A 24,599-nucleotide genomic window follows, 5' to 3' on the forward strand; every position below is an offset into this window, starting at 1 on the left:
GGACATTATGGCAGAAAACAAGCTTTCACTTGAAAACATACTCGACGAGTATTCCCCCGATAAAGATGAAGCGGGGGCGCCTCACGTAGCGAGAGCGGACGCGCAGAAGGTCATAAATTCGACCCTGCCCGACCCCGTGAAGGAAGAGCCCGCGCCCAAGCCGCCAACGGTCTCGCACGAGAGGCACGAACTGTTCGACGAGCCCGCCGAGAGGCAGCCTTCAGCGGACGAATACAAGCCCGAGACTATTTCCCGCAAGAGAACGGGATTTGCTGGAAATGAGGGACTTGAAGACGTAAAGACCGAAACTCCCGTCAACTCCTACGCCGCCGACGATAACGCCCCCGCAGCGAGCGGCACACCGCTGATAAGGCGTATGGCGGACTCAACACGAGCCCGCGAGATAGAGCGGCAGAGCAAGAAAAAGAAGCGCGGCCGCAAAAACAAGACGGGCTATACCTACTCAAAGGAGTCGCCCGACGGCGAGTATATGTACACTCCGCCCGAATTCAAGAAGAAAAAGCGTACACGCCGCGAGATACTTGATGAATTCGAGTCACCCGAAGGCAGGAAGTACGTGACCGACATAGTCCCCTCCCCCGACGCGGTAGAGGCAGCAAAGCCTGTTATCCCCGCACCGCGTGCAGAGGTGACGAGCCTGAATCTCAGCGAAACGCAGGAGATAGACGCCTCACAGCTCGACGTACATATCACCCAGAATGCCGACGAGATAACGCGTATGAAGGCAAAAGCCGAGCGCACCAAGCGCATCGTCGACTTCAACTACTACGGCGACGTGCAGGACGTAGGGCGCGACATATACGAGCTGAAAGGCATCATTTCCACAAGGACGACCGTGCTCGCGATGACAGCCTTTCTGAGCCTGTATATCACGCTTTGCAGCCGATTCGGCTTCCCGATAGTGAGCTTTCTCAGCATCACCCACATCAGAACTTTCCTGCTCGCACACCTGCTGCTCGGACTGATATCGATGTTCTACTCGCTGCCCGTCATCACCAAGGGCGTGAAGAACCTCATCACGCTGAAGCCCGACAGCGACTCACTTACGGCAGTGACCTCGCTCTCCTGTCTCCTCTCGCTTCTGACGGCATTTCTGCGGCAGGATATGGCACAGCAGGAGACGATACACATCTATATGCCCGTCGCGATACTTGCGATGCTGATGAACTCGATAGGCAAGCTGCTGATAATCAGGCGTGCCCACCGCAACTTCAAGTTCGTCTCGCAGAACTTCGAGCGTCACGCAGTCGTATACGTCCGCGACGAAGAGCGCGCCGAGCGCCTTACCCGCGGCACGCTCGGAGACTTCCCGATACTTGCCGCCATGCGCCGCACCGACTTCCTCACCGACTTCCTGCGCTATTCCTACTCCGCAGACATCACAGACGCATTCTGCCGCAAGTCAGTGCCGCTGAGTCTCGCATTTTCGGTGATAGTATCGGTATTCCTCACATTTTTCAGAACAGGCTCACTGTTCACGGCAGATTCGCTGGCATTCGGCTTTTCGATATTCAGTATGCTGATATGCGCAAGCTCATGTATAGCTCTGCCCTTCGTAGCGAACATACCGCTCGACAACATCTCGAACACCACACTCAGGAACAAGGGCGTGCTGCTCGGATATCAGAGCGTCGACGACCTATACGACGCCAACTCTCTCCTTGTGGAGAGCAGCCTGCTCTTCCCCGAGAACACGGTGAGACTGGGCGGAATAAAGGTCTTTTCCAACACAAAGATAGACGAGGCGCTGCTTGATGCGGCAAGCCTCACCCACTACTCGGGGAGCGTGCTCCAGCAGCTTTTTGCTGACGTGATATCGGGCAGGGAAACGCTCCTCTACCCCATCGAGAACTTCTCCGCCGAGGACACGGGTATGTGCGGCTGGATAAACAACCGCCGTATCCTTCTCGGCAGCCGCGAGCTGATGGAGTCCCACAACATCGAAGGACTCCCCACCCGCACACAGGAGGGCGAGGTCTCGAATGGGCACGAACCGCTTTACCTCTCCATATCGGGAAATCTTGCGGCGCTGTTCGTCGTGGACATCGTCCCCGACAGGAACATCAGAAAGTGGTCGGAGAAGCTCATCAAGAAGAAGATATGCCTCATCGTGAAGAGCACAGACCACTTCATCACGCAGGATTCGATAGCCTCTTACTACAATATCCCGAAGGATATGATAAGGGTCATCCCGAAGAAGCTTTACGAAGACTTTGACGCCGAAACGAAGCGCACAGTCCGCATGAGCGCCTCAATGGCTTGTACGGGACGCTTCTCCTCGTTCGCACAGCTCATACTCGGCATCAAGATAGTACACTCGTCCGCCACCCTCGGGCTCATCTTCCAGACGGCGTCAATACTGCTCGGACTTGCACTGTGCATGATGCTGATACTGTCGAAGGCATTCGAGTTCGACTACATCTATATGTCGGCGACGGCAATGGTGGTATACAATCTCATAGTGACGGGACTGACATATCTTGCCGTGAACCGCAAGAAGCTGTAAACAGATACATCAAGGGCGCACCATCGTGTGCGCCCGAATCATAACCGCAAAAGGAGCGACATCATGTCCGAGAAATACAGAAACGGCCGACCTGTCCGCAACGAAGACAACGAAAACACGCGCACGACGGTGATACCGCCAGAAGCGCGCCGTCAGTACAACGAGCGGTATAGGCAGCCGCAGGAGCAGCCCTATCAGCAGCCCTACTACCAACAGCAGCCGCAGGAGCAGCCTTATCAGCAGCCCTACTACCAGCAGCAGCCACAGGAGCAGCCCTATCAGCAGCCCTACTACCAGCAGCAGCCGCAGGAGCAGCCTTATCAGCAGCCCTACTATCAGCAGCAGCCGCAGGAGCAGCCTTATCAGCAGCCCTACTACCAACAGCAGCCGCAGGGACAGGCATACAGTCAGCCTGCTCCCCCGCCTCAGAGGCGGCGTCCCGCCCCGAAGCCCCAAAAGGTCAAGAAGAAGAAAAAGCGCAGCGGCACGTTTATCGGCAGGCTCTTCAAGCGGCTTTTCACATTTGTGATGACGATTGTGCTGACGCTTTTCATCATGTACTCATGCACCTCGCTTAGCCTTATACGCAAGCTCGACTACGTCCCCACGCAGGAACGTGAGCGCACCTCGGGAGCACTGTCCCGCAGCTACGTGACGAGCGTGCTCCTCATCGGCACAGACGGCCGTTCACTCGACGAGCGCGGACGCTCCGACACGATGATGCTCGTCTCCGCCAACAGCGCGACGAACAAGGTCTGCACGACGTCCTTCATGCGTGACTGCTACGTCGAGATACCTGGCTACGGCTGGGACAAGCTCAATGCCGCGTACTCCTACGGCGGCCCCGAGCTTCTTATGGACACGATAGAGCACAACTTCGGCGTAAAGATAGACGATTATGTATGCATAAACTTCCTCTCGTTCGCGAGCATAGTTGACTCCGTCGGCGGCATCGACGTCGACCTCTCCGACGCTGAGGCAGAGGAGATAAACACGATACTGCAAGCCGAGGTCAACGAGATAATGGGCGACGAGCGCACGTCAGACCTGCTGAAGAGCGGCGGCAGTAAGGTGCATCTGGTCGGCAAGCAGGCACTCGCATATGCACGCATACGCCACATCGGCAATGCAGACTTCGAGCGCACGGAGCGTCAGCGCCGCGTGGTAGACCTTGTAATGGACAAGCTCAAGACCTTCAACCCGATGATGCTCAAGAACCTCTCAACGAAAGTATTGCCCGATGTGACCACGAATATGGACACCGCGAAGCTGTACATCATGTCACTGCGCGCACCGCTGTGGATGAGGTACGAGCGCTCGCCCATGCAGATACCTGCCGAGGGCACATACTACGGCGAGAGCACCGCGAGCGGAGACGCCCTCATAGTCGATTTCGACCAGAACTTTGAGACTATCAAGAACAACGTATTTGCATCCGAATGACACCGTCCCGCAGGCGTGACACGTCGGAGCAAAAAAATACTAAATATATCAAAAAAATGGTATCAAATTGTTAAATAAACTGCTACAATGAATAAAAACAACACCGCCACGGAGGTAGCGCATATGCTGAAGGAAAAAGGCTTTTACAAGGGAATCAATTTTGGCGGCTGGCTGTCGCAGTGCAGCTACGCCAAGGAGCATCTCGACGGCTTCATAACCGAGGCGGACTTCGCTGCCGTTTCCGAATGGGGCATCGACCACGTCCGCATACCGTTCGACTACAACATACTCGAGCGCGGAAGCGGCGACTATATTGAGGAGGGCTTCGCATATCTCGATTACGCATACGAGATGTGCAGGAAATACGGGCTGAATCTGCTGCTCGACCTCCACAAGACGGCAGGCTTCTCGTTTGACTACTACGGCGAGGACGAAAACGGCTTTTTCGACAGCGAAACGTATCAGGAACGCTTCATGCTGCTCTGGGAGGAGCTTGCGAAGAGGTACGGCAAACACCCTGAAAACATCGCCTTCGAGCTTCTCAATGAGGTGACCGACAAGTCCTACATCGACACATGGAACGCCGTTATCCGACGCTGCATACCAAGGATAAGGAAGTACGCCCCCGACACGCTCATTTTTGTCGGCAGCTACCACAACAATGCCGCAGACACCGTACAATTCCTCGACGCTCCGTTCGACAAGAATGTTGTGTACAATATGCACTGCTACGAGCCCCTCAAATTCACGCATCAGGGAGCTTACTGGACCAACGACATCGTCCCCGAAGAGCGCATCGCATTCGAGGACAGCGGCTGTACACCCGAGTATTTCGAGAAGCTCTTCTCCACAGCCATCGCCAAGGCGAACGAGCACGGCGCCGCCCTCTACTGCGGCGAATACGGGGTTATCGACGTCGTTCCCGCAGATGACGTCATCAAGTGGTACCGCACGATAAACACCGTATTTGAGAAGCACGGCATCGGCAGAGCCGCATGGTCGTACAAGAAAATGGACTTCGGCATTACCGATGAGCGCCTTGACGGAGTCCGCAGCGAGCTGCTCAGACTTATATAAAACAACACTATCGGGAGGGAACCTACACAAAAGGCTCCCTCTGATTTTTTCTCCGTGCGGCTTGCTATTATCAGAATAATATGTTATTATTAATGTGATTGAAAAAACGCGAAGCGCAATTACGGGGGTCTGGGGTGAGGTTCTCACCCCAGCAGGGGGTGGACAGAGGGGGACGGCGTCCCCCTGAAAAGCAGGCAGGCGAGCGTTAGCTATGCACTGCCGACCGTTCCGTACATTTTCGCCTCGGCGCAGACCGACAACATATCATTGATTTTTATTGCCGAAGTATTGACACAAACGGAGGGATAAAATGTTTGCAAATTACCATACACACACATTCCGCTGTCACCACGCCAAGGGCGAGGACAGGGAGTACATCGAGCACGCCATAGCCAACGGCTTCAAGGTGCTCGGATTCGCCGACCACTGCCCGTGGGTATATCCGTATGCGTACATCTCAGACTCGCGCATGGAGCCCCGCGAAGTCGACGGCTATTTCCGCTCACTGACCGACCTGAAGAAGGAGTACGCGCGTGACATCACGATATATATAGGTTTTGAAGCCGAATACATCCCCGAGCTCCTCGAAGCTCAGGACAAGCTGCTCGCGGGCTATCCCGTTGACTACATGATACTGGGTCAGCACTCGGTCGGAGCCGAGCCCTACGCCCCGTACACAGGCATCCCCAACGACAGCGAAGCCGACCTCACAGCATACGTCGACACTGTCATCGAGGGCATGGAAACGGGCAGATACGCCTATCTCGCCCACCCCGACCTCTTCAACTTCACAGGCAGCCCCGCCGTCTACGACAGGGAATTCAGGCGCCTGTGCAGATACCTGAAAGAGCACGGCAGTCCCGTTGAGATAAACCTCTACGGAGTACGCGACGGGAGGAACTACACCTCCGAGCGCTTTCTCGCAATAGCGCGGGAAACGGGCAATACGGCGATAATCGGCTGTGACGCGCACACGCCGACCATGCTCAGCGACAACGGACCGATAGAGAGGTGCCTTGCACTCGCCGAGAAGTTCTCGCTGCCCGTAAAAGAGAAGCTTGACGGCTTGGACGCAGAGCCCGCCGCAGACACAGTATAAAGCCGTCAGCGGACTTTGTGCGGTGTTGTCTAAATTTATATATACTGACGAAATTGCGAAAACCCCTTGCAAAAAAGCGAAAAAAATGGCATAATTAAAGAGTATTGACGCACAAGGGAAGCGGAGCGTACAAGCGTCCCGAAAGCGGAATAAGGAGGAAACCTATGGCAAACCAACTTTGTATCGTGCTGGATTTCGGCGGACAGTACAACCAGCTCATCGCGCGCAGAGTGCGCGAGTGCGGCGTATACTGCGAGATACTCAGCTACACGACTCCCATTGAAAAGATAAGAGAGCTCGCTCCCGACGGAATAATATTCACGGGCGGCCCCAACAGCGTATACGACGAGACCTCGCCCCACATATCGGCAGAGATATTCAGCCTCGGCATACCGATACTCGGTATCTGCTACGGCTGCCAGCTCATGGCATACACGCTCGGCGGCACGGTCGAGAGCTGCGAGAAGAGCGAATACGGCAAGATAGAGATACAGCAGACAGGCGGAGCGCTCTTTGGCGGAGTCCCCGAGAAGAGCGTAGTATGGATGAGCCACACCGACTTCGTCAGCAAGCTCCCCGAGGGCTTCACCGTGAAGGCGACATCGGCGGACTGCCCCTGTGCAGCGTTTGAATGTCCCGAGAAGAAGCTCTACGCGGTACAGTTCCACCCCGAGGTAACACACAGCGAATACGGCAAGGAGATACTCCACAACTTCCTCTACGAGGTCTGCGGCTTCACGGGCGACTGGGTAATGGACGACTTCATCGAGTCCACCGTGGCGAAGCTCCGCGAGCAGATAGGCGACAAGAAGGTCATTCTCGGACTTTCGGGCGGAGTTGACTCCTCCGTGGCAGCAGGACTTCTCTCCCGCGCAGTCGGCAAACAGCTCACCTGCGTATTCGTCGACCAGGGGCTTATGAGAAAAGACGAGGGCGATTTTGTCGAGGAGACCTTCACCCGCCTCTTTGATATGAACTTTGTCCGTGTCAACTGCAAGGAGCAGTTTCTCACGGCACTAAAGGGCGTTACCGACCCCGAGCAGAAGCGCAAGATAATCGGTACCGAGTTCTACAACGTGTTCTGGAGCAAGATACGCGAGCAGGGAGCCGACGGCTTCTTTGCACAGGGCACTATCTACCCCGACCGCATAGAATCGGGCAAGGGCAACAAGGCAGGACAGGGCAGCACCGCTGTCATCAAGACTCACCACAACATGGTAAAAATGCCCGATGACATCAAGTTCGCAGGCACGATAGAGCCTCTTGCGGACCTCTTCAAGGACGAGGTACGCGCAGTAGGCGAAAAGCTTGGTATCCCGCACGAGCTGGTGTGGAGACAGCCATTCCCGGGACCGGGACTCGGCGTCCGCATACTCGGCGAGATAACAGCGGAAAAGATAAAGGTATTGCAGGAGGCAGACGCCGTATTCCGCGACGAGATAGCCAAGAGCGGGATAGAGAGCGAGCTCAAGCAGTTCTTCGCAGTGCTGCCCGACGTCCGCACAGTCGGAGTTATGGGCGACCACCGCACATACGACCACCTCATCGCTATCCGTGCCGTAACGACGGACGACTTCATGACGGCAGACTGGGCGCGTATCCCGTATGACGTTCTTGCCCGCGTGTCGAACCGCATCTGCAATGAGGTAGAGCACGTAAACCGCGTAGTCTACGATATAACCTCCAAGCCCCCCGGAACCGTGGAATGGCTCTGATGAAACAGTTATCCCCGTCTGTATTCAGACGGGGATTTTCATTTATTTACAGCCTTGTTGTTTGTTCTGCCTAGGATATAATCTGTCGAGACCTTGTAAAAATCTGCGAGAATAAGAAGATGTTCCACAGGAATCGTCTGGAAGCCGCGTTCATAGCGTGAATAGACTGTCTGACTGGTGTGGAGGAGCTCGGCGACCTGTGTCTGATTCATATCCATATCTTCGCGCAGGTCTCTCAGCCTTTGAAAGTACACAAATATCATCTCCGTGATTTGTAAAGTCTGCCGATTTCAGCTTTAGAACCTATCGGTACTATTGACTTTATCATATTCTGATGATATAATGTGTATGTTAGTACTAAAAGGTACTAACAATTATATCCAACTTGCAGAAGGAGTGATTGTATGAAAAAGAATAACTCTAAAATAATCATCATTATTGCTGTCATCGCCTGCGTTCTTTGTATGGGCTGTTGCTGTTGTTCATCTGTAATTATACTCGGTGAAGACAGCCAGACCAAAGAAATGCCTGAGACATCAGCTACATCTGCGGCAGAAGACACGGAAAAAACAACGGAATCATCAAAAGAAACCATTTCTGAAACGACCACTCAAAGCGCTGCAACAACAAACAGTGGAAATGAGACTACCGTCCCTGAAACAACAACTATTGCGACAACTGTTGCGACCGAACCACCGACTACTGCAAAACCCGAACCAACCGCTACACTTGGTGAACGTAACGCGTTAAACGCCGCGAAGAATTATCTTACACTTATGGCTTTTTCGTATAATGGACTTTATAATCAACTTATATTTGAGGGCTATTCGGAATCAGAAGCAAAATACGGTGTTGATAACTGCGGTGCTGATTGGAATGAACAAGCAGCCAAATCAGCTAAGAATTACCTTAGTACCTTTAGCTTTTCGCGTCAAGAACTAATAAACCAATTATTGTTTGAAGGTTATTCAGAAAGCGAAGCCGAATACGGTGTAACACAAGCAGGGTATTAACAGCAAAAAAGCCGACCCAAAGACGGGTACTAATAAAGAAGTTTTAATTTTTCGAAGATAAGGTTGCGTAACCTGGGCGGTTACGCAGCCTTTCTCTTTTTGTCATACTTCATGCTGTCAGCAACAGCAGTCGCTACGGCAACATTGAAGCGATAGTGAATTTCGATCTCCTGTGTGCGATGCCCGCTGCTCTTCTCAGGAGCGTGAACGACGATCTTCTCGATCAGCTCATGCATGATCTCAGGTGTCAGCTCCGTGATACGCTCATACTTCTGCACCACCTGAATAAAAGAGGTCACATCGGCTGACTTCTGTTCGGCAGTATCAATGTAAGCGGTCAGCTCAGCTACGGTTGCCCTGAGCTTTTTCTGCTCGTCCTCATATCCTGCCGACATCACTGAAAAACGCTCATCGGAAATCTTACCTGATACGTTATCCTCATAGAGTCTTGTGAACAGTCTGTCCAGTTCAGCGATGCGCTTATCTGCTTCTTTCAGCTTTTTCTTCGTCTTCGCAAGTTCCGAGGACTGCTTCTGAACGGAATTGTCCATAGCCATCTGCACAAACTCGTCCTCATTATCCTTGACAAAGGCAACCATCTTATTTAGTTCACCGAGTATGATCTCTTTCAGCACTATTGTCCTGATGAAGTGAATTGTACAGCCGTTCTTGTCTTTTGCATAGGTGCCACATTTCAGATGCTCTTGGTCGGCAGTCATGGTTGTCGCTCGGCACAGATACAACTTCTTTCCACAGTCGGCACAGTAACAGATGCCTGAAAACGGATTGACTTCCTCGTGCTTTGTCGGACGGCGTTTGTTCTTGCGAAGCTCCTGAACCAAGTCAAACTCCTGCTGAGTGATAATGGCTTCATGGGTATTCTCAAAGATCAGCCAATCCTCTTTCGGGTTATCCACACGCTTCTTGTTTTTGTAGGACTTCACATGAGTGCGGAAATTCACAGTGCGACCTGCATATTCGGGCTTTTCAAGAATACCTGAGATTGTTTCCATACCCCAGCGGCTGAGATTGGCATTCTTGTGACCGTTATCCCTGCCCTGCGACAAAGCATAAGCCGTCGGCGTAGGGATACCTTCTTCCGTCAAGATGCGAGCGATCTGCGCCGGACCGTATCCGTCAATGCAAAGATGAAAAATCTTGCGAACAACTTCGGCGGCTTCATCGTCGATCACCCAAAGGTTCTTGTCAGTTTCCGAATGTTTGTAGCCGTAGATCGGATTGGAAAGGTGTTTGCCCGACTGCCCCTTGGCCTTGAAAACGGCTCTGATCTTCTTACTCGTATCACGGGCGTACCAGTCATTAAAAATGTTCTTGAAAGCCATCAGCTCATTTTCTGACTTGAACGTATCCACGCCGTCATTTATCGCAATGTAGCGAACGTCATAATCTGGGAATACCATTTCGATCAGTTCACCCGTTTTGAGATAATCACGACCGAGACGGCTCAAATCTTTGGTGATGACCGTTCCTACTTTGCCGTCCTCAATGTCAGCCATCATCGCTTTGAAGCCCTCACGCTCCCACGTTGTTCCACTTACTCCATCATCAACATAGTAAACGGTGTTGCAGAAGCCATTGTCCTCTGCATACTTCTTGAGGATAGCCTTCTGATTGGTGATGCTGTTGCTCTCACCCTGTAACATATCGTCCTGCGAAAGACGACAATATAATGCTGTGATCTTGTCTGTCATAATTTACCTCTCTTTCCGACAGATACAGCAAGCTATGTTATCATTATAGCGCACACCGAAAATAAATACAATGCGCCATTATTCCAAAGTTACACAGCCTGCTTCTCGGGTTCTTGTCCGGATTCACCGGGGAGTTTTTCGCTCTCTCGGATGATCAGCCGTTTCATGATTTCTGAAAGGCTCTCCTTTGAAGCAGGGTTGAACACGGTGGTCACAGTGTAAAGGGTATGCCCGATCTTGTACTCGGTCATTGGATTAAAAGTAGTTTCTGCCTTCTCTCTATCTACGGCAGTTGTGTTATTATTCATAGCTTGTACTCCTTAGCTTCTCTTTTTCTATGCTTTTAGAGCGAGGGATCGCTTTCTCTATCTGCCCCTCTTTCTGTTTTTGACATAGCTGTGCGGAACGGCAGGTGCCGTCCCATTGCATAGCTATTTTTATTATCATATAGTTTTAATCCTCGTATGGATTCGCTTTATCCGTAAAGCTCATTTGTTGTCCGAAGTCAGCGGGAAGATCGGCGGTATCGGTTTTCTCATTTTCAGCATTTCCGCCGCCGACCAGTTTCAGAAGATCTTCATCGGAAAGACCGCTTGCTCTCAGTTTCTCCAGAAGCAGATGCTCCGAGGTGATGATCTCATCAAGCTCACGGGGCTTGCAGTTGTACTCCTCCGCCATCGCCAGACGAGAAACTTCTTTCAGCTTGTCCTCCAGCGTTTTCTTTTTCGCAGTATCGCTTGCGATACGCTTTTCCAAACCTTTGATCTTCTCAATGAGCTGATCTCTCTTTTCTGTATAGATGCCCATAGAAAAATCACAACCTTTCATTTTTTGTTCTCAGCAGGCAGAGCCGAGTGACCGAAGCTCAACTGCCATGATCCAATTATAGCGCGCTCTACATTTGAAATACAAGCCGCATTGCGCACAAACTTTTGTTCATACTTTGTCAACAAATATCCGGGGAATTTTGCGATTCAAAAAACTGAAAGTACGCTATTTCGCCGTTTACGCTATCTGGGCATTTTGACGAAGCGATTTTGAACGAACATAAAAAATCTGAAATTTATTATTGACGTGATCGGGAAAGTGCGCTATATTGGTAATGGGGAGCGACGATATAGAAAAAGTCGCACAGCTCCAATTCTCTGAATCGAGAAAAAAAGACCGAGCTGAAATGCTCGGAAATGACATTCGCCCCACAGGGACGAAACTCTACCAGCAAGCACGGTGAAGTGTGGGCGCAAAATGCGGCTACACACACTTCACAAGGCTTGGCAGAGGGCGCTGCCCCTACGACCCCGAATTGAGAAGAATAAAAAAGGAGAACAAGAGAAATGAAAGATGAAAAGAAGCGTACACTGTACCTGAAAGTCCGTGTCAGCCCCGAAGAAATGGCGGCTATCAAGAAGAAGTTTGCTAACAGCGGTATGAAGAGTCTCAGTGGATTTGTTCGTGCGATGATTTTTGAGGGATACATCGCTCAGGTCAACGAAAACGAGCTGAAAGAACTCACCCGCATCGCCAATAACGTTGCCAACAATATCAATCAGATCGCCCGTCGTGCAAACGTCACGAACAAAGTTTACAAGGAAGATATTGAGGAGATCAAGGAGCTTGGCGATAATCTCTGGCGTCCGCTGATGTTTCTGCAAACAAAGGTGGCTCAGCTAAAGCATTGAGCAGAATATTAAAATCGCCGTCAGTGGAAACCCTGACGGCGATGAAATACGATATGTGCGCTATGTACCGGACTGGCTTTTGAAATTGCTGCGCCTTTCACAATAATGGTTACAATTATTCCGATATGCTGGACTCTGGTGCTATTATGGTATATACTGTATCTACAATATTGATTTGGAGGTACACAGCTATGTTGAAAACACCAGAATTGGCAATGCCGAAATCGAACACGGTCATTACAGTATGCAATGGCAGACGTGAGGTCTGGACGGACTGCGAAGAAGCTAAGGCGTATTTCCTTGAACTTATGATGTCCACCGATGGCGAGGAGCATGAACGTGCGGAGTGCGTATACATTCAGCTCCTGCACGGGCTGGAGGAATGTTCGGATGAGGATGAATAAGCAAAAGGGCGAGCTATCAAAATGGTAGCTCGCCTTTATTCGCAATTATTTGATCATTCGTGTGTGAACAGTTGTTGCTTTGGTTATATTTTCCAATCTAACTTCCTCAACTTGAGTAATCTTAAAGAATTCAGTATAAGGATCTAAAATTGGTAGTTCATATGGATAGTGTGGATCATTAAATGGGTATGGATATAAACCTGGAACCTCTTTGGGATCTGGACCATAAAAGAAAGCGTAATTCTTTCCGTTAGCTACACTACTTTGATAACATATTCCATCGAGACCAATGCTTCTAATATATTCAGAGATTATTTGAGTTGCAACATATTCGTAGGAACGATCTTGATTATCACTGATTGGTTGAGACAGCTCCTTAACAAAGCTCTTTAAAAAGCGAGTCATGAAACGCTCTTCATGACAATAATCTTCGCTAAATATACTGCCACAATCATAATAATCATTATCTTTAGTAAAATCAATTACTTGCAATTCTTGAGTTGATTCAAATTCAGCAACAATCGCAGTACAATCGGACAACCGACACTCTGAAAATGTTGTATCTTTATCAGTTGCTAAATATAAATATGAGATGCCCGCTGGGCTCATTCTATTAGTTTGTGCGAATTTTGGAGGTGCTGGTCCCATATCCTTATACGGCTGAATATTAGATAAGTCATTTAATGTATTATCCTGTTTGCGTGCTCTGCATAACTTGGTTCCAACAGGTAGATCGTCGGCAAATCCCCATAGAATGCTTTTAAATCTCTCTAAGAAGTCAGAGTAGTCTCCATATCCATCAATTGCAAAAAACCTATTATAATGCTTGGCGATATGCTTAAACATCAACCAATCTTGATACACAGGCAGTATTTCCTCACCATATAAATCATCACGAATGACAAATTGAGGCTCATCTATCTCTCCCCATATATCATATTCACCGTCTTTTACGTTTTCATATGAATTGACATCTTCAAATAAGGATTCTAACAATCCGTTTTTCATTGCAATATCTGTAAAGATCGCTTCATCATCGCATAAAATCTCTCTTATTGATATAGGCTCAGATGAATTTCCTTTATAATCAATATAGCCGTCTTCTTCATCATCCCACATTGCTCCTGTTCCATCATCTATATATTCGTATGCTTTCATTAAACACTCTCTGATATGCTCGCCCATTTGAGATACAGGATACAGCTTAACATTTTCTGATTTACAGTAATCGCACACTCCAATTTGGTCATAATTCTGCATAATATGATTTTGCAAATGTAAATTGGAAAAACAATTTGTGCAGCAATGCTTTGGTTGCAATACAATCATCTCCTCTATCCTATACATAGTGATAATAGATTTCTACTTTTTTAACAGCCTATTGATATGATTCAGTATCATCAACTGATCCCCGTCATCAAGCTGCTTCATACCCTCAACAGCCTTCCGTATCAGCTCAGGATTTGAAATGCTGTCATCGAAGAACTCAGCAGGTGTGATGCCAAAGTAGTCGCATATCGCAAATAGCTCCGAAAGCGGCGGCAGGGACTTTCCCGATGAGATGTTGTAGATATATCCACGGCTATGACCGAGATCATAGCTCATCTGGTACTCTGATACACCCTTTTGCAGCCGGAGCTGAGTTATCCTGTTCCTTACAAAATCGTCTGTCATAGCTAAATCACCTCTTACTACTATAATACAGCAAAAGAAATCAGCTATACTCAAAGGAAATATGTTGTTTTATCTTGAATAATCTTCTAATATATGTTATAATCAAGATATATTAGATTATTCTTGCGATGGTATCATTAGTAATACGAACAACAACATTTTTAGGTATAAGCTATGGACATATACACAGTCAGTTTCTTTGGGCATCGTGAAGTAGAAAGGGCGGCAGAGATCGAAAGTAAGCTGGACCAACTCTTGCATGATCTCATCACCCAAAAACAGTATGTAGAATTTCTGATCGGTCGGGACGGGGAATTTGACCTGCTGGCAGCATCGGCAATCAGACGAGCTGTCAAGCAGTACGGCTACGGCAACACGTTGCTGATCCTTGTGCTGCCGTATATGAAAGCCGAATACCGTGACAACGAGCAGAGCTATCTCAGTTACTATGATGAGGTGGAGATCTGTGCCGAATCATCTGAAGCACACTATAAATCTGCAATACAAGTCCGTAACAGGTACATGGTTGCTCGTTCTGACCTGGTCGTGTGCTGTATTCAACATAAGAGCGGCGGAGCGTATAAAACGATGCAGTATGCCGAGAAGCATAGAAAAAAGGTTAGGAACTTGGCTGATATGCAACTTTGATTCCAGCAGGATTGAAGTTGAGGATCAATCTTTGGAATTCATTTTTATATTGTTTAAACATAGCGAAATGTATTGCTTTTTTACTAAATTTGTGGTATAATACATTATAAAAATTTGTAAATTGTTACGTTTGCAGATTATGAATTGCGATACTAAACTTATGTATTCAGGGGGTAAATATGGAGAACGCATATAAGATGAGGATCACTTGTAATCCCTATACCAAAGAAATTGTCTACGAATGCTGTGAAAACGACAGTTTTGTCAATATCAGCGAGCTTTCCGCTGAATACAGCTCAGAACTGATAAATGATAAATTTACAAAAACATCATTCCAGAATCGTGCATATGAGATCGTCGAGCTTCTAAACAAGCATTTTAACCCCGGCAACAAAGGACTTCATATTGATTTCATAGGAAATAAGGACGATTATGATGCTTTAGAAAGTGTCATATCTACATATTTCGCTGATTGTAATATTGTAAGCGAAAAGAATCAGCAGTATTTCAATGAAGCTCCCTATGTAATGCAGCAGATTGAAACTCGCTTTGATGATGTTATTTCCACTCTTGAAGATAGTGAGTATATCAAAGACGAGATCGCTGCTGAGATAAGCAAGTACAGAGATACCATAGATGAATCTATCGCTATCTGCGTTACAGGTCTTTGCAGTGCTGGCAAATCGGCGTTTATCAACAGCCTTATTGGTTATGAGATACTGCCCAGTTCGTCTGATCCGACAACAGCAAAGATGTTCAAAATCACTTGCAGTGATACGTATTCCATATCATTTGAAGCATATGGGCAGACTGTAACAGTATCTTTCAGCAATGATATGTATACTATTTCCGATAACTGTCCGTCTGAAGTCAATGCAGAAATCGGAGCTGTTTTCACCGATCAGAAGGCAGATAACGAAGTAAAGAATATGCATCGTTTCCTTGACTGGCTGAACAAGGGAAAACTGCTTATGGAAATTGGCAGGATAGATATAAGTGTACCTTTCAGACAGGTGACTTACTTCGATAGTCACTATCAGTTTGTTATCTATGACACTCCAGGTTCAAATTCCGATAGTAACAAGAAGCATTTTGATATTCTCAGGGAGTCTCTCAGTAAGCAGACCAATGCCCTGCTCATTCTTCTGACTACTCCTGATACAATGGATTATACCGATAACAATAATCTGCTTGACCTCATTCAGGAGACAGGCGAATCCTTAGATACATCAAATGCGATCATTGTTGTAAATAAGGGAGATATACTTACACCAAGTTCATTGTCTGAAAAACGTGAACGCTATCAGAGCTTAAAGATTACCAAATGGAAGTCTACGAGGATATTCTTCCTTTCGTCTGTAATTGCACTTGCAAGTAAAAAGGACGATCCCGATGATAAATCATCATGGATAGATGAAGATGCTTTTGACGCTTATGATGACAGGTGCCGTAAATTCGCCCGTGGCGATAAGGTGCTGTACAAATATAATATCATTGACAAGAGTAAAGAAGTCGCTCCAGTAGTTGAAGAAGGTGTTGTATCAGATACCACTCTTTTCATCAACAGCGGTCTTGCAAGTATCGAGCATGAAATATCGGATTATGCTCTCAGATATGCACTTTGTAACAAATGCAGCCGTGCCACTGAATATCTGCAAAGGGCAATACAGCTTTGTGAAGACAACGTCCGTGAAATAGAGCGCCAGCGTGATGAAGAACTTACGTCTACACAAACTCTTTTTGATGAAAAGCAGCGTAATCTTGCTGAATCTCTTGACAGCAAGCAGAGTATGACAGCGAGCAGTAAATCGGTAGAGTTCAGACAGAGCATTGGACAAAGTTTCGATGGCTTTAAGGCTCAGAATGGTCTTGTATATAAAAACTTCCTGCAAATCCGCAAGCTCAGCATTTATTCAGAGTTTGAGCAGGAATGGAAGAATATTTCCGCATTGAAAGAACAACAGGGCTTCGATATGGATGAAGCACTTCGCAGAATGGAGAGCAAGGTTAGATACAGATATAATGCACTTCTTAACGCATTTTCTTCTATCGCCAACGCTCTTATCGGATCATTCTGGGAAAATGCTACCGAGACATTCAAGGCTGATTGTAAGGGGATTATTACCGACAGTGATGTTCTTAATGATGAGCAGAAGGCTATTATGAACTCTATATTGCTTAACATGGAGAACATGACAAGAGCTGTTGTTGAATTCGATCTGCGCTCTATCCACGCTGTAAGGCGCACATTCTTCGGCAAGGATAAATATGATAACGGAACTTGCTGTAAAAATCTTGTTCAGACGCTTGATGATGTTGTTATGCAGGAAATCGAGCGTGTAAGCAGTAATAACAGCAGATATTTTGAAGAATGGAGCAAAGCGCTTGTTGCAAGCATCAAGACAAAGCTCTGTACATTCAATACCGATCTTCATGATTGGGAAGTAAAGATCGGAGAGCTTAACCAGATCATCGAAGAAAAGAAAAAGCATCTTAAATTACTTGAAGATACGAAAGACTATGTTTGCCGTCTGTTAGAAATACAGGCAGAGTAAGCGGTTAATAGAAATGGGGGTACACTATGGCTATATTGGCAACTATCAAAAGCGGAGCAGGTAAAATAGCAGGAAAAGTCGCAAACAAAGGCGGTAATATTGTCGCAAAGGCTTCGGGACTAAGCTCTGCACAGCTTGAAAAGATAGAGGAAAAGCGTAATGCTTATCTCATGGAAAAGCCTGAGACCGATCCCGAAAGCATCGAAAGACTGTTAGGCTCGTATGCCATTGAAGCCTATGAAGCGTATCTCCCTCAGCTTTCAGAGCTTTACAAACCGATGTTTATCGGTGAAGCTGATGATGAGAGAAGTCTTGATAACCGTATCCGCTATTTTGAGGTGACAAAGTGGGTCACTGATCCGACTGAGGATAATCTTGATAAGCTCACGAATATGTATCATGTTCTTTCAGAGGAAAACTGCAATATCGCACTCATCTTCAATCGCCGAGTTAGCGGTACTACGGTTTTTTTCGCAGTTGTCAACAATAGCGAAAAGGATACTCCTCATATCGCTGATATGTTCGGAAAGCGACTTGAATCGTCCTTGTTGGGTAACTTTCCCGGCGCAGAGATCAAGAAGTTGCCACATGACAAGCTGAATGCAGGCGTTATTCCTGTTTTAAAGGACATAAAAAAGTCCTCAGTTGCTATCGTGTCCAATATAGCGTCCGAGAAGTCAGAAAAGTTTATAAGTCAAAGTATGGAAAAGCTCATTGACGGTATTGTTCCGAGCAGTGAACTTGAAGAATATACTATTGTTCTTCTTGCAACACCCGTAAAAGAGCAGCTTGAAAGGAAAAATGCTCTCAGCGAGCTGTATTCAAAGTTAGCGCCATTCTCAACGTGGTCAACTACATTCACGCTTTCAGAGACCACAGCAGTAGGTTCATCGGCAACATTCGGAGCAAATCTCGGCGGTTCAGCAGGCAGACAGATAGGAGATACTACTACCGCTGGTACAAATAGTTCAAGAGGCACGACTGCCAGCGATAGTACAGCACATACGGATTCATCTACTGATAGCACAACAGACGGTACGAACAGCAGTACCTCGTCTGGTACAAGTGATACCACTAATCAGTCGACAAGTCAAGGAACAAGTACTAATACCAGTACAGCCAACATGACAGGAGAGAATACTTCTGTTACCGATACTGATTCAGCAACAGGGAATGTAACCATTACTCCTTTTGGTATCGGTGCATCGGGAAGTACGAGCAATAGCACTGCAAATCAAACAGGTACAAGCAGTAGCACTACCAATACGACTGGTTCAGGTACATCGACTACCAATACCAGTGGATCAGGTCATACGATAACCCAAACCGCAACACAGGGACTGTCTCACGCTGAAACCGCAGCGAAAGGTCTTGCTGATACGGTCACAAAGGGCAAGTCTATTACCGATACGATAGGCAGAATGGCTTCAACAGCCCATAGCGTTGCTACAAATATAGGAATGAACTTCGGCGTTAACTTCTCCCGTTCTTCTAATGTTACGGTTCTTATGGGCAAAAATGATGCCCTCACTCAAAATTTCATAAACTATGATGTTAAGAATACACTTGAGCTTATTGAGAAGCAGATAAAGCGTGTGGAACAGAGTACGGCACTCGGTATGTGGGATTTCTCTGCCTACTTTATGTCTGAAAGTCCTATAATCGCCAATAATACTGCTCATATGTATCTTGCCTTAACACAAGGCGAGAATTCGTATTTATCACAGTCTGCCGTAAATCTTTGGGAGTACCGTGAGGAACGGAAAGACGATATAGCCAACATCATGGATTTTATCAGGAGATTACAGCATCCCGAATTTGAGCTTGATATTACTCCAGATGATCCATCATTCGATCAGGATTGGCTTATGTATCCGCCTCATGTTAATGCAACAGTATCACTTACAGGCAGAGAGCTTGCTTATTCGCTTAATCTGCCGAAAAAATCTGTCAGCGGTCTGCCTGTTCTTGAAAGCGTTGCATTTGGCAGAGAAGTTCAGAAGTTTACACCGCCAAGTGAGAAAACTCCCAAAACTCTTATCGCAGGCAATGTATATCATATGCGTAAAGAGGATAAGAATATCCGTGTCAAGCTCGATATGGACAGCCTTTGCGCTCATACATTCATAACAGGCTCAACAGGAACAGGTAAGTCAAATTTCATTTATAATCTGCTTGAACAGATATATGAGGAGGATAAGCATTTTCTTGTTATCGAGCCTGCAAAGGGCGAATACAAAAATGTTCTCGGCGGATTTGATGATGTCAGCGTATACGGAACAAATCCTATGTATACCGAACTTCTGCACATAAATCCATTTTCGTTTCCGAAGCATATCAATGTTCTGGAGCATATTGACCGTCTTGTGGAAATCTTCAACGCCTGCTGGCCAATGTATGCAGCTATGCCTGCTGTGCTGAAAGATGCTATAGAGAGAGTATACAAGGATAAAGGCTGGATATTCTCAAATCCTTCGTATTATAGTGACGATTTCCCGACATTCGCTGATTTGATAAAGGTGTTACCTGATATTATGAACGAGTCGCTGTATTCCGCTGATACCAAGAGCGACTATTCGGGAGCTTTGATAACAAGAGTAAAATCCCTGACGAACGGTATCAACGGTGAGATATTCTGCTCTACTAAGGAGATAAGCAACGAAGCTCTCTTTGACAGGAATGTCATTGTTGATATAAGCAGAGTCGGTTCTGTTGAGACCAAATCGCTTATTATGGGTATTCTTATCATGAAGTTGCAGGAATACCGTATGCAGCCCGATAAGATGAATGAAAGCTTACAGCATATTACTGTATTGGAGGAAGCTCACAATCTCCTCAGACGAACTTCCTTTGCTCAGGCACAGGAATCATCGAATTTACAGGGCAAGTCTGTTGAAATGCTCACAAATGCGATTGCAGAGATGCGTACATACGGTGAAGGCTTTATCATTGCAGACCAAGCTCCCGATATGCTTGATGAGGCAGTTATCCGCAACACAAATACCAAGATCATTTTCCGTTTGCCTGACGAACACGATTGCGAGCTCGTCGGAAAATCAATAGCACTATCTGATGTTCAGATCAAGGAACTTGCGAAACTGCCTGCATTTGTTGCGGTAATTCATCAGAATGACTGGATTGAAGCGGTATTATGCAAGTCTGAAAAGTATGACAAGGAACGTAAATACTCTTTCAGTAAGAAAGAGAACAATTTGTCTGCTTACCGTCTGATGCTTAATATTTACGGCGTATCCGAGAAAATCACGCTATCTGATGAAGAAAAAACAGAAGTGCTTGATTGGATAAACAGGCTTGAAAACGGCGATAACACAAAGTGTATCCTCCGTAAAGGACTTTCAGATGAATCGCTTACCGAGGAAGAAAAGCTAATTGTTGCTTATAATGTATTCGGCGGACATAGAACCGCAATGCTTCTCAGAAACGCTGAAAACAACGAAGTTGGTCTCATCCGTGTACGTCGTTCTATTGGAAGTGTATTCTCGCTTGACAGCGATGATAAGCTGATAGATACAGTTCAGCAGTATATCTGCATTGCTATTAACCGTGAGGAAACTTGTGCGGATATTGCTCGCAGATACCAATATTTCGGAATGAATGGGGGTATCATGTAATGATGAACATGAAAGATGTATCATCTGATGTTAATCCTGCAAAGGTTTCAGAAATCAAGCCAGTTGAAGTTCCGAAAGAGATAGGCGAAAATAAGAACAGTTATACCGATGCTCCAAAAGAAATCGGCGAGAACTCTGCTAAGGCACAGGATATACCACAAGAAATCGGAGAAAATAACAATTTACAGCCTAATACTGTTTATGAAGTTGACGGCGCAAAACACTATACCGATGATAACGGCGAAGTATATCGTGTCGATAATGATTTTGTAGCAGATAATGCTTATGAAATCAATGGTTATAAGTATGAAACGGATGATCAGGGGCGAATAGTTTCTGCTGAGGGCAAACTCCAAGTCAAAGATCATGATAGTTATCGTAAGATTAAAGATACGAAATCTGAAATTGGAAAAGGCGATGAGAAAGAGACAGATGATAGAGGACATATTATCGGAGATCAGTTTAACGGGTCTAATGGTATGGAAAACATCGTCGCTCAAGATTCGGCATTAAATCAGCGTGAATACAAGGATTTAGAGAATCAGCTGGCAAAAGAAGTGAACAATGGGAAAGATGTACATATGCGAGTTGATCTTAACTACCCTGGGGATTCATATCGTCCTGGCAGCTTTTTAGTAAGCTATTCTATTAACGGAGAAGAATTTGTCAAGGTATTCTCCAATGATCCAAGAGGTGAAGTGAAATGAAAGAGATTCCATATCAGAGCATATTCAATACATTGCAGGAGGTATTGCCCGATGATTGGCATAAGGTATTGTTCTACGCCAATTACGGTGAGAGCAGTTACAGTATGAAATACTTTGTTGACTCAGGCGATGGATTATATACTGACTGCTTCAAACTCAAAGATATTCCTAAGCGTGATATTATAAAAGCCTTTGCTGTTATCGACAGTCAGATAATGCCTATTCGTAAGGAATTGAGCAAGAAGGATACTTGGTCGGTTATGACACTTGTCGTTGACGATGAAGGCAATTTCAAGGCTGATTATGAGTATGATGATATTTCAGAAGACACTATTGGATATTATCAGCGTTGGAAGGAGAAGTATATAAATTAAGGAATTGGCCAATAAAACGTTTAAGGGAGGTGTATTATGAATAAACAAACTGTAATGAAGCTAATTAACAAGGGCGAATCATCAACCGTAGAATTAAAAACAGGTAAATGCAAAGATTTCGCTAATATATTTCGTGTTATGTGTGCCTTTGCTAATACCAAAGGCGGACATCTATTAATGGGTGTTTCTGAAAATGGGGAAATAGTAGGTTGTGAATCACATTATATAAGTTCAATTAAATCAAGAATTCAAAGGGAAAACGAACATCCGAATGCCATTGTACCTAAAATTACACTCCAAATTGAGATAATAGACATTGATTCTAAATCAATTCTTTGCATTTCAGTTGATAAAAGCAATCAAACTCATACATAGGCGCGTTGTAAAATGAACGTGCAGCCCTAAGAAAAAAGAATAGCCCACAGCAAAGATCCATGGTATAATAAAAGTGCAAGCAATATCATACCGAAAGGATCAAGCTATGGACTTCACTCATTATACCACAGAAACAAGAAAAGGTCAACACCTGAACTTTGAAGAGCGTATGACGATCGAATTACGGCTGAAGGATGGCTGGAACATCAATCAGATCTCCAAGACTCTGAACCGCTCCTATAATGCGATCAAGAAGGAGATCGCACGCGGCACAGTGCTGCTGTATCACGGAAAAGTCAAGCGTTACAAGGCGCGTGCCGGACAGGCAGCTTATGAGCTGAATCGTCAGAAATGCGTAAAAACAACCAAGCTGCTTGCGTGTATGCGTTTCATTCGCTATGTGGAGAAGCACTTTGAAGAGGACGGCTGGTCGCTGGATGCCTGCGCGGGCCATGCACAGATCAGCGGCGAATTCAGTCCCGAGGAGATCGTCTGCACCAAAACACTGTACAACTATGTGGACGCTGGTTTCATGCACATCAAGAACATCGACTTGCCGGAAAAGGTCAGCCGAAAGCTCAAACATAAGCTCATTCGTCAAAACAGCCGCAAGCTTGGCGACAGCATCGAGGATCGCCCCGCAAGCATCGAAGCTCGCGAAGAATTCGGGCATTGGGAGTTCGATTCCGTGCTGGGTCGGAAAGGTGAAGATGAGCCTGTCGTTGTGACAATGGTGGAACGAAAGACACGCTGCTGCATCTGGCTTCGTGTTCAAAACCATACGGCGGATGCATTGATGGAGGCTGTGCGTGCCGAATTTGAGTCATATAAAGGCTGTCTGAGCAGCGTATTCAAAAGCATTACAGCCGACAACGGATCAGAGTTCGCGCGGTTGAGTGAGCTGAAAAAGAGCGGTATTGCGGTGTATTTCACACACCCGTATTCGTCTTTTGAGAAGGGCACGAATGAATGTCATAACCGGATGCTGAGGCGGTTTGTACCGAAGGGCAAGAGCATTTCCGACTATTCTCAGGAGGACATTGCCTATTTCGCTGACATCATCAATGGACTGCCGCGAAAACGCCTTGGATATCGTACACCGGAGACGTTGTTCGAGCAAGAGCTCGACCGCATATGCGAGCTGAACCAAGCCGTCTGACAGGCGCCGCAGCATAGCTTTTCCGTTCGGGCTGCGCCCTCTCTCCAAAGCTATGCTGCACTTTGAAACCCTCTTGCGCTCGTTATACTCTTGGATTGTAAATTTTCTGTGAAATGCTGCACGTTGCTATTGCAATTTAGGAAACTCATACATATAAAGGAATAGCACTTTATCGAATTAACGATATGGTAGTTAGCCGAGAAGCTGCTACTGCCTACAAAAAGATCAATAGAAGTGGTGTCTATAATTTTTTAATGCATGATGACAGTTCGCAAATTAGTAGTTATCAAGCAGCATTTAGAATCTTAGAACCATTTAAAGAATGGGTTGAAATGCACAAGGGATGGCAAATGATCCAAGAATTTCCAAGTGCTTCGAGAGAAAAAGATATACAACGCTTAATTGATTTAAAAGGCAGAGATTACTGCATCAATAATAATATTGATATGTCATTTGAAGCTAATGAAGGACCTGGGGCTTTAGACTTAAAACTAAGCCGTGGGAATGATAAGACAGTAATAGAAATAAAGCTCTCTACAAATGATCAATATCTGCATGGATTTGAAGTTCAAATTGAAGAATATGCAAAAGCTGAAAACACCCGAAATAGAATCTATGTATATATTCAACTTGGCAATCCAATAAGAACAAAAAGAATAAAAGAACTATATGCCAATAAGATGGCTGCAGGAGATGACCCACCTTTTCTTTTTGTAATAGACTCACAGCCAAGACAATCTGCAAGTAAAAAATAAACTATTTATATATTAAAAAACAGACAGAGCCGATTTCGACTCTGCCTGTTC

Annotated in this window: 22 protein-coding genes; 16 read left to right on the forward strand and 6 right to left on the reverse strand. The window is 46.3% G+C overall.

The genetic code is table 11. The features are described from left to right. Positions 1–7 precede the first annotated feature (7 nt). From BMX22_RS04565 to guaA, 5 genes are all read left to right on the forward strand, one after another. Positions 8–2,527 carry a hypothetical protein gene (locus BMX22_RS04565; RefSeq protein WP_074741077.1) on the forward strand — a complete coding sequence of 840 codons (2,520 nt, stop codon included), beginning with the start codon at positions 8–10 and terminating at the stop codon, positions 2,525–2,527. Positions 2,528–2,590: 63 nt separating this feature from the next. After that, positions 2,591–3,970, forward strand: coding sequence for an LCP family protein (locus BMX22_RS04570; RefSeq protein WP_074741079.1), 1,380 nt, complete (start codon positions 2,591–2,593; stop codon positions 3,968–3,970). Between the two features lie 123 nt (positions 3,971–4,093). Further along, positions 4,094–5,047 (forward strand): glycoside hydrolase family 5 protein, encoded by a 954-nt coding sequence (locus BMX22_RS04575; protein ID WP_074741081.1) that lies wholly within the window; start codon positions 4,094–4,096, stop codon positions 5,045–5,047. A gap of 310 nt (positions 5,048–5,357) precedes the next feature. Continuing rightward, positions 5,358–6,146: a histidinol-phosphatase gene (locus tag BMX22_RS04580; protein WP_074741083.1), complete on the forward strand. Its 789-nt coding sequence runs from the start codon at positions 5,358–5,360 to the stop codon at positions 6,144–6,146. A gap of 164 nt (positions 6,147–6,310) precedes the next feature. After that, on the forward strand, positions 6,311–7,861 hold the full coding sequence (guaA, locus tag BMX22_RS04585) for a glutamine-hydrolyzing GMP synthase (protein ID WP_074741085.1): 1,551 nt from the start codon (positions 6,311–6,313) through the stop codon (positions 7,859–7,861). A 38-nt stretch (positions 7,862–7,899) separates the two neighbouring features. Here the strand turns inward: guaA and BMX22_RS04590 are convergent, their stop codons facing one another. Beyond that, entirely contained in the window at positions 7,900–8,115 is a 216-nt protein-coding gene (locus BMX22_RS04590; RefSeq protein WP_318259677.1) for a helix-turn-helix domain-containing protein, read from the reverse strand. A gap of 150 nt (positions 8,116–8,265) precedes the next feature. Here BMX22_RS04590 and BMX22_RS04595 point away from each other — a divergent pair, with 150 nt between their 5' ends. Beyond that, positions 8,266–8,874, forward strand: coding sequence for an Ltp family lipoprotein (locus BMX22_RS04595; protein ID WP_074741089.1), 609 nt, complete (start codon positions 8,266–8,268; stop codon positions 8,872–8,874). A gap of 80 nt (positions 8,875–8,954) precedes the next feature. Here BMX22_RS04595 and BMX22_RS04600 read toward each other — a convergent pair whose 3' ends face one another. From BMX22_RS04600 to BMX22_RS04610, 3 genes are all read right to left on the reverse strand, one after another. Then, positions 8,955–10,586, reverse strand: a complete 1,632-nt coding sequence (locus BMX22_RS04600) for a recombinase family protein (RefSeq protein ID WP_074741091.1) — start codon at positions 10,584–10,586, stop codon at positions 8,955–8,957. Positions 10,587–10,675: 89 nt separating this feature from the next. Further along, a complete protein-coding gene (locus tag BMX22_RS04605; RefSeq protein WP_074741093.1) occupies positions 10,676–10,894 on the reverse strand; it encodes a transposon-encoded TnpW family protein in 219 nt (72 codons plus the stop codon). Positions 10,895–11,039: 145 nt separating this feature from the next. Further along, positions 11,040–11,414: a hypothetical protein gene (locus BMX22_RS04610; protein WP_318259678.1), complete on the reverse strand. Its 375-nt coding sequence runs from the start codon at positions 11,412–11,414 to the stop codon at positions 11,040–11,042. A 506-nt stretch (positions 11,415–11,920) separates the two neighbouring features. Between BMX22_RS04610 and BMX22_RS04615 the strand changes: the two genes are divergently transcribed. Together BMX22_RS04615 and BMX22_RS04620 are read left to right on the forward strand one after the other, a co-directional pair. Continuing rightward, positions 11,921–12,265, forward strand: a complete 345-nt coding sequence (locus BMX22_RS04615; protein WP_074741097.1) for a plasmid mobilization protein — start codon at positions 11,921–11,923, stop codon at positions 12,263–12,265. 191 nt (positions 12,266–12,456) lie between these two features. Further along, positions 12,457–12,669: a hypothetical protein gene (locus tag BMX22_RS04620; protein WP_074741099.1), complete on the forward strand. Its 213-nt coding sequence runs from the start codon at positions 12,457–12,459 to the stop codon at positions 12,667–12,669. A gap of 45 nt (positions 12,670–12,714) precedes the next feature. On the opposite strand, the gene BMX22_RS04625 is transcribed toward BMX22_RS04620, so the two are convergent. Next, on the reverse strand, positions 12,715–14,016 hold the full coding sequence (locus tag BMX22_RS04625) for an RES domain-containing protein (protein WP_081349081.1): 1,302 nt from the start codon (positions 14,014–14,016) through the stop codon (positions 12,715–12,717). 15 nt (positions 14,017–14,031) lie between these two features. Continuing rightward, positions 14,032–14,343: a helix-turn-helix domain-containing protein gene (locus tag BMX22_RS04630; protein WP_072419348.1), complete on the reverse strand. Its 312-nt coding sequence runs from the start codon at positions 14,341–14,343 to the stop codon at positions 14,032–14,034. 174 nt (positions 14,344–14,517) lie between these two features. Here BMX22_RS04630 and BMX22_RS04635 point away from each other — a divergent pair, with 174 nt between their 5' ends. From BMX22_RS04635 to BMX22_RS04670, 8 genes are all read left to right on the forward strand, one after another. Then, positions 14,518–14,991, forward strand: coding sequence for an SLOG family protein (locus tag BMX22_RS04635; protein ID WP_074741103.1), 474 nt, complete (start codon positions 14,518–14,520; stop codon positions 14,989–14,991). A 179-nt stretch (positions 14,992–15,170) separates the two neighbouring features. Then, entirely contained in the window at positions 15,171–17,546 is a 2,376-nt protein-coding gene (locus BMX22_RS04640) for a dynamin family protein (protein WP_074741105.1), read from the forward strand. 26 nt (positions 17,547–17,572) lie between these two features. Next, complete coding sequence (locus BMX22_RS16775) at positions 17,573–21,178, forward strand: helicase HerA domain-containing protein (RefSeq protein ID WP_074741107.1); 3,606 nt, start codon at positions 17,573–17,575, stop codon at positions 21,176–21,178. After that, positions 21,178–21,885, forward strand: a complete 708-nt coding sequence (locus BMX22_RS04650) for a DNA/RNA non-specific endonuclease (protein ID WP_074741109.1) — start codon at positions 21,178–21,180, stop codon at positions 21,883–21,885. The genes BMX22_RS16775 and BMX22_RS04650 overlap by 1 nt, the downstream gene beginning before the upstream one ends. Then, positions 21,882–22,259 (forward strand): immunity protein YezG family protein, encoded by a 378-nt coding sequence (locus BMX22_RS04655; protein ID WP_074741111.1) that lies wholly within the window; start codon positions 21,882–21,884, stop codon positions 22,257–22,259. Before BMX22_RS04650 ends, BMX22_RS04655 begins: the two co-directional genes overlap by 4 nt. 36 nt (positions 22,260–22,295) lie before the next feature. Then, complete coding sequence (locus BMX22_RS04660; protein WP_074741113.1) at positions 22,296–22,634, forward strand: helix-turn-helix domain-containing protein; 339 nt, start codon at positions 22,296–22,298, stop codon at positions 22,632–22,634. A gap of 106 nt (positions 22,635–22,740) precedes the next feature. Then, positions 22,741–23,793, forward strand: coding sequence for an IS30 family transposase (locus BMX22_RS04665; protein WP_074741115.1), 1,053 nt, complete (start codon positions 22,741–22,743; stop codon positions 23,791–23,793). Between the two features lie 185 nt (positions 23,794–23,978). Further along, positions 23,979–24,548 (forward strand): hypothetical protein, encoded by a 570-nt coding sequence (locus BMX22_RS04670; RefSeq protein WP_318259679.1) that lies wholly within the window; start codon positions 23,979–23,981, stop codon positions 24,546–24,548. The last annotated feature ends 51 nt before the right edge of the window (positions 24,549–24,599 follow it).

It is taken from the genome of Ruminococcus sp. YRD2003, assembly GCA_900109435.1.
GTDB classification, from domain to species: Bacteria; Bacillota; Clostridia; order Oscillospirales; family Ruminococcaceae; genus Ruminococcus; species Ruminococcus flavefaciens_G.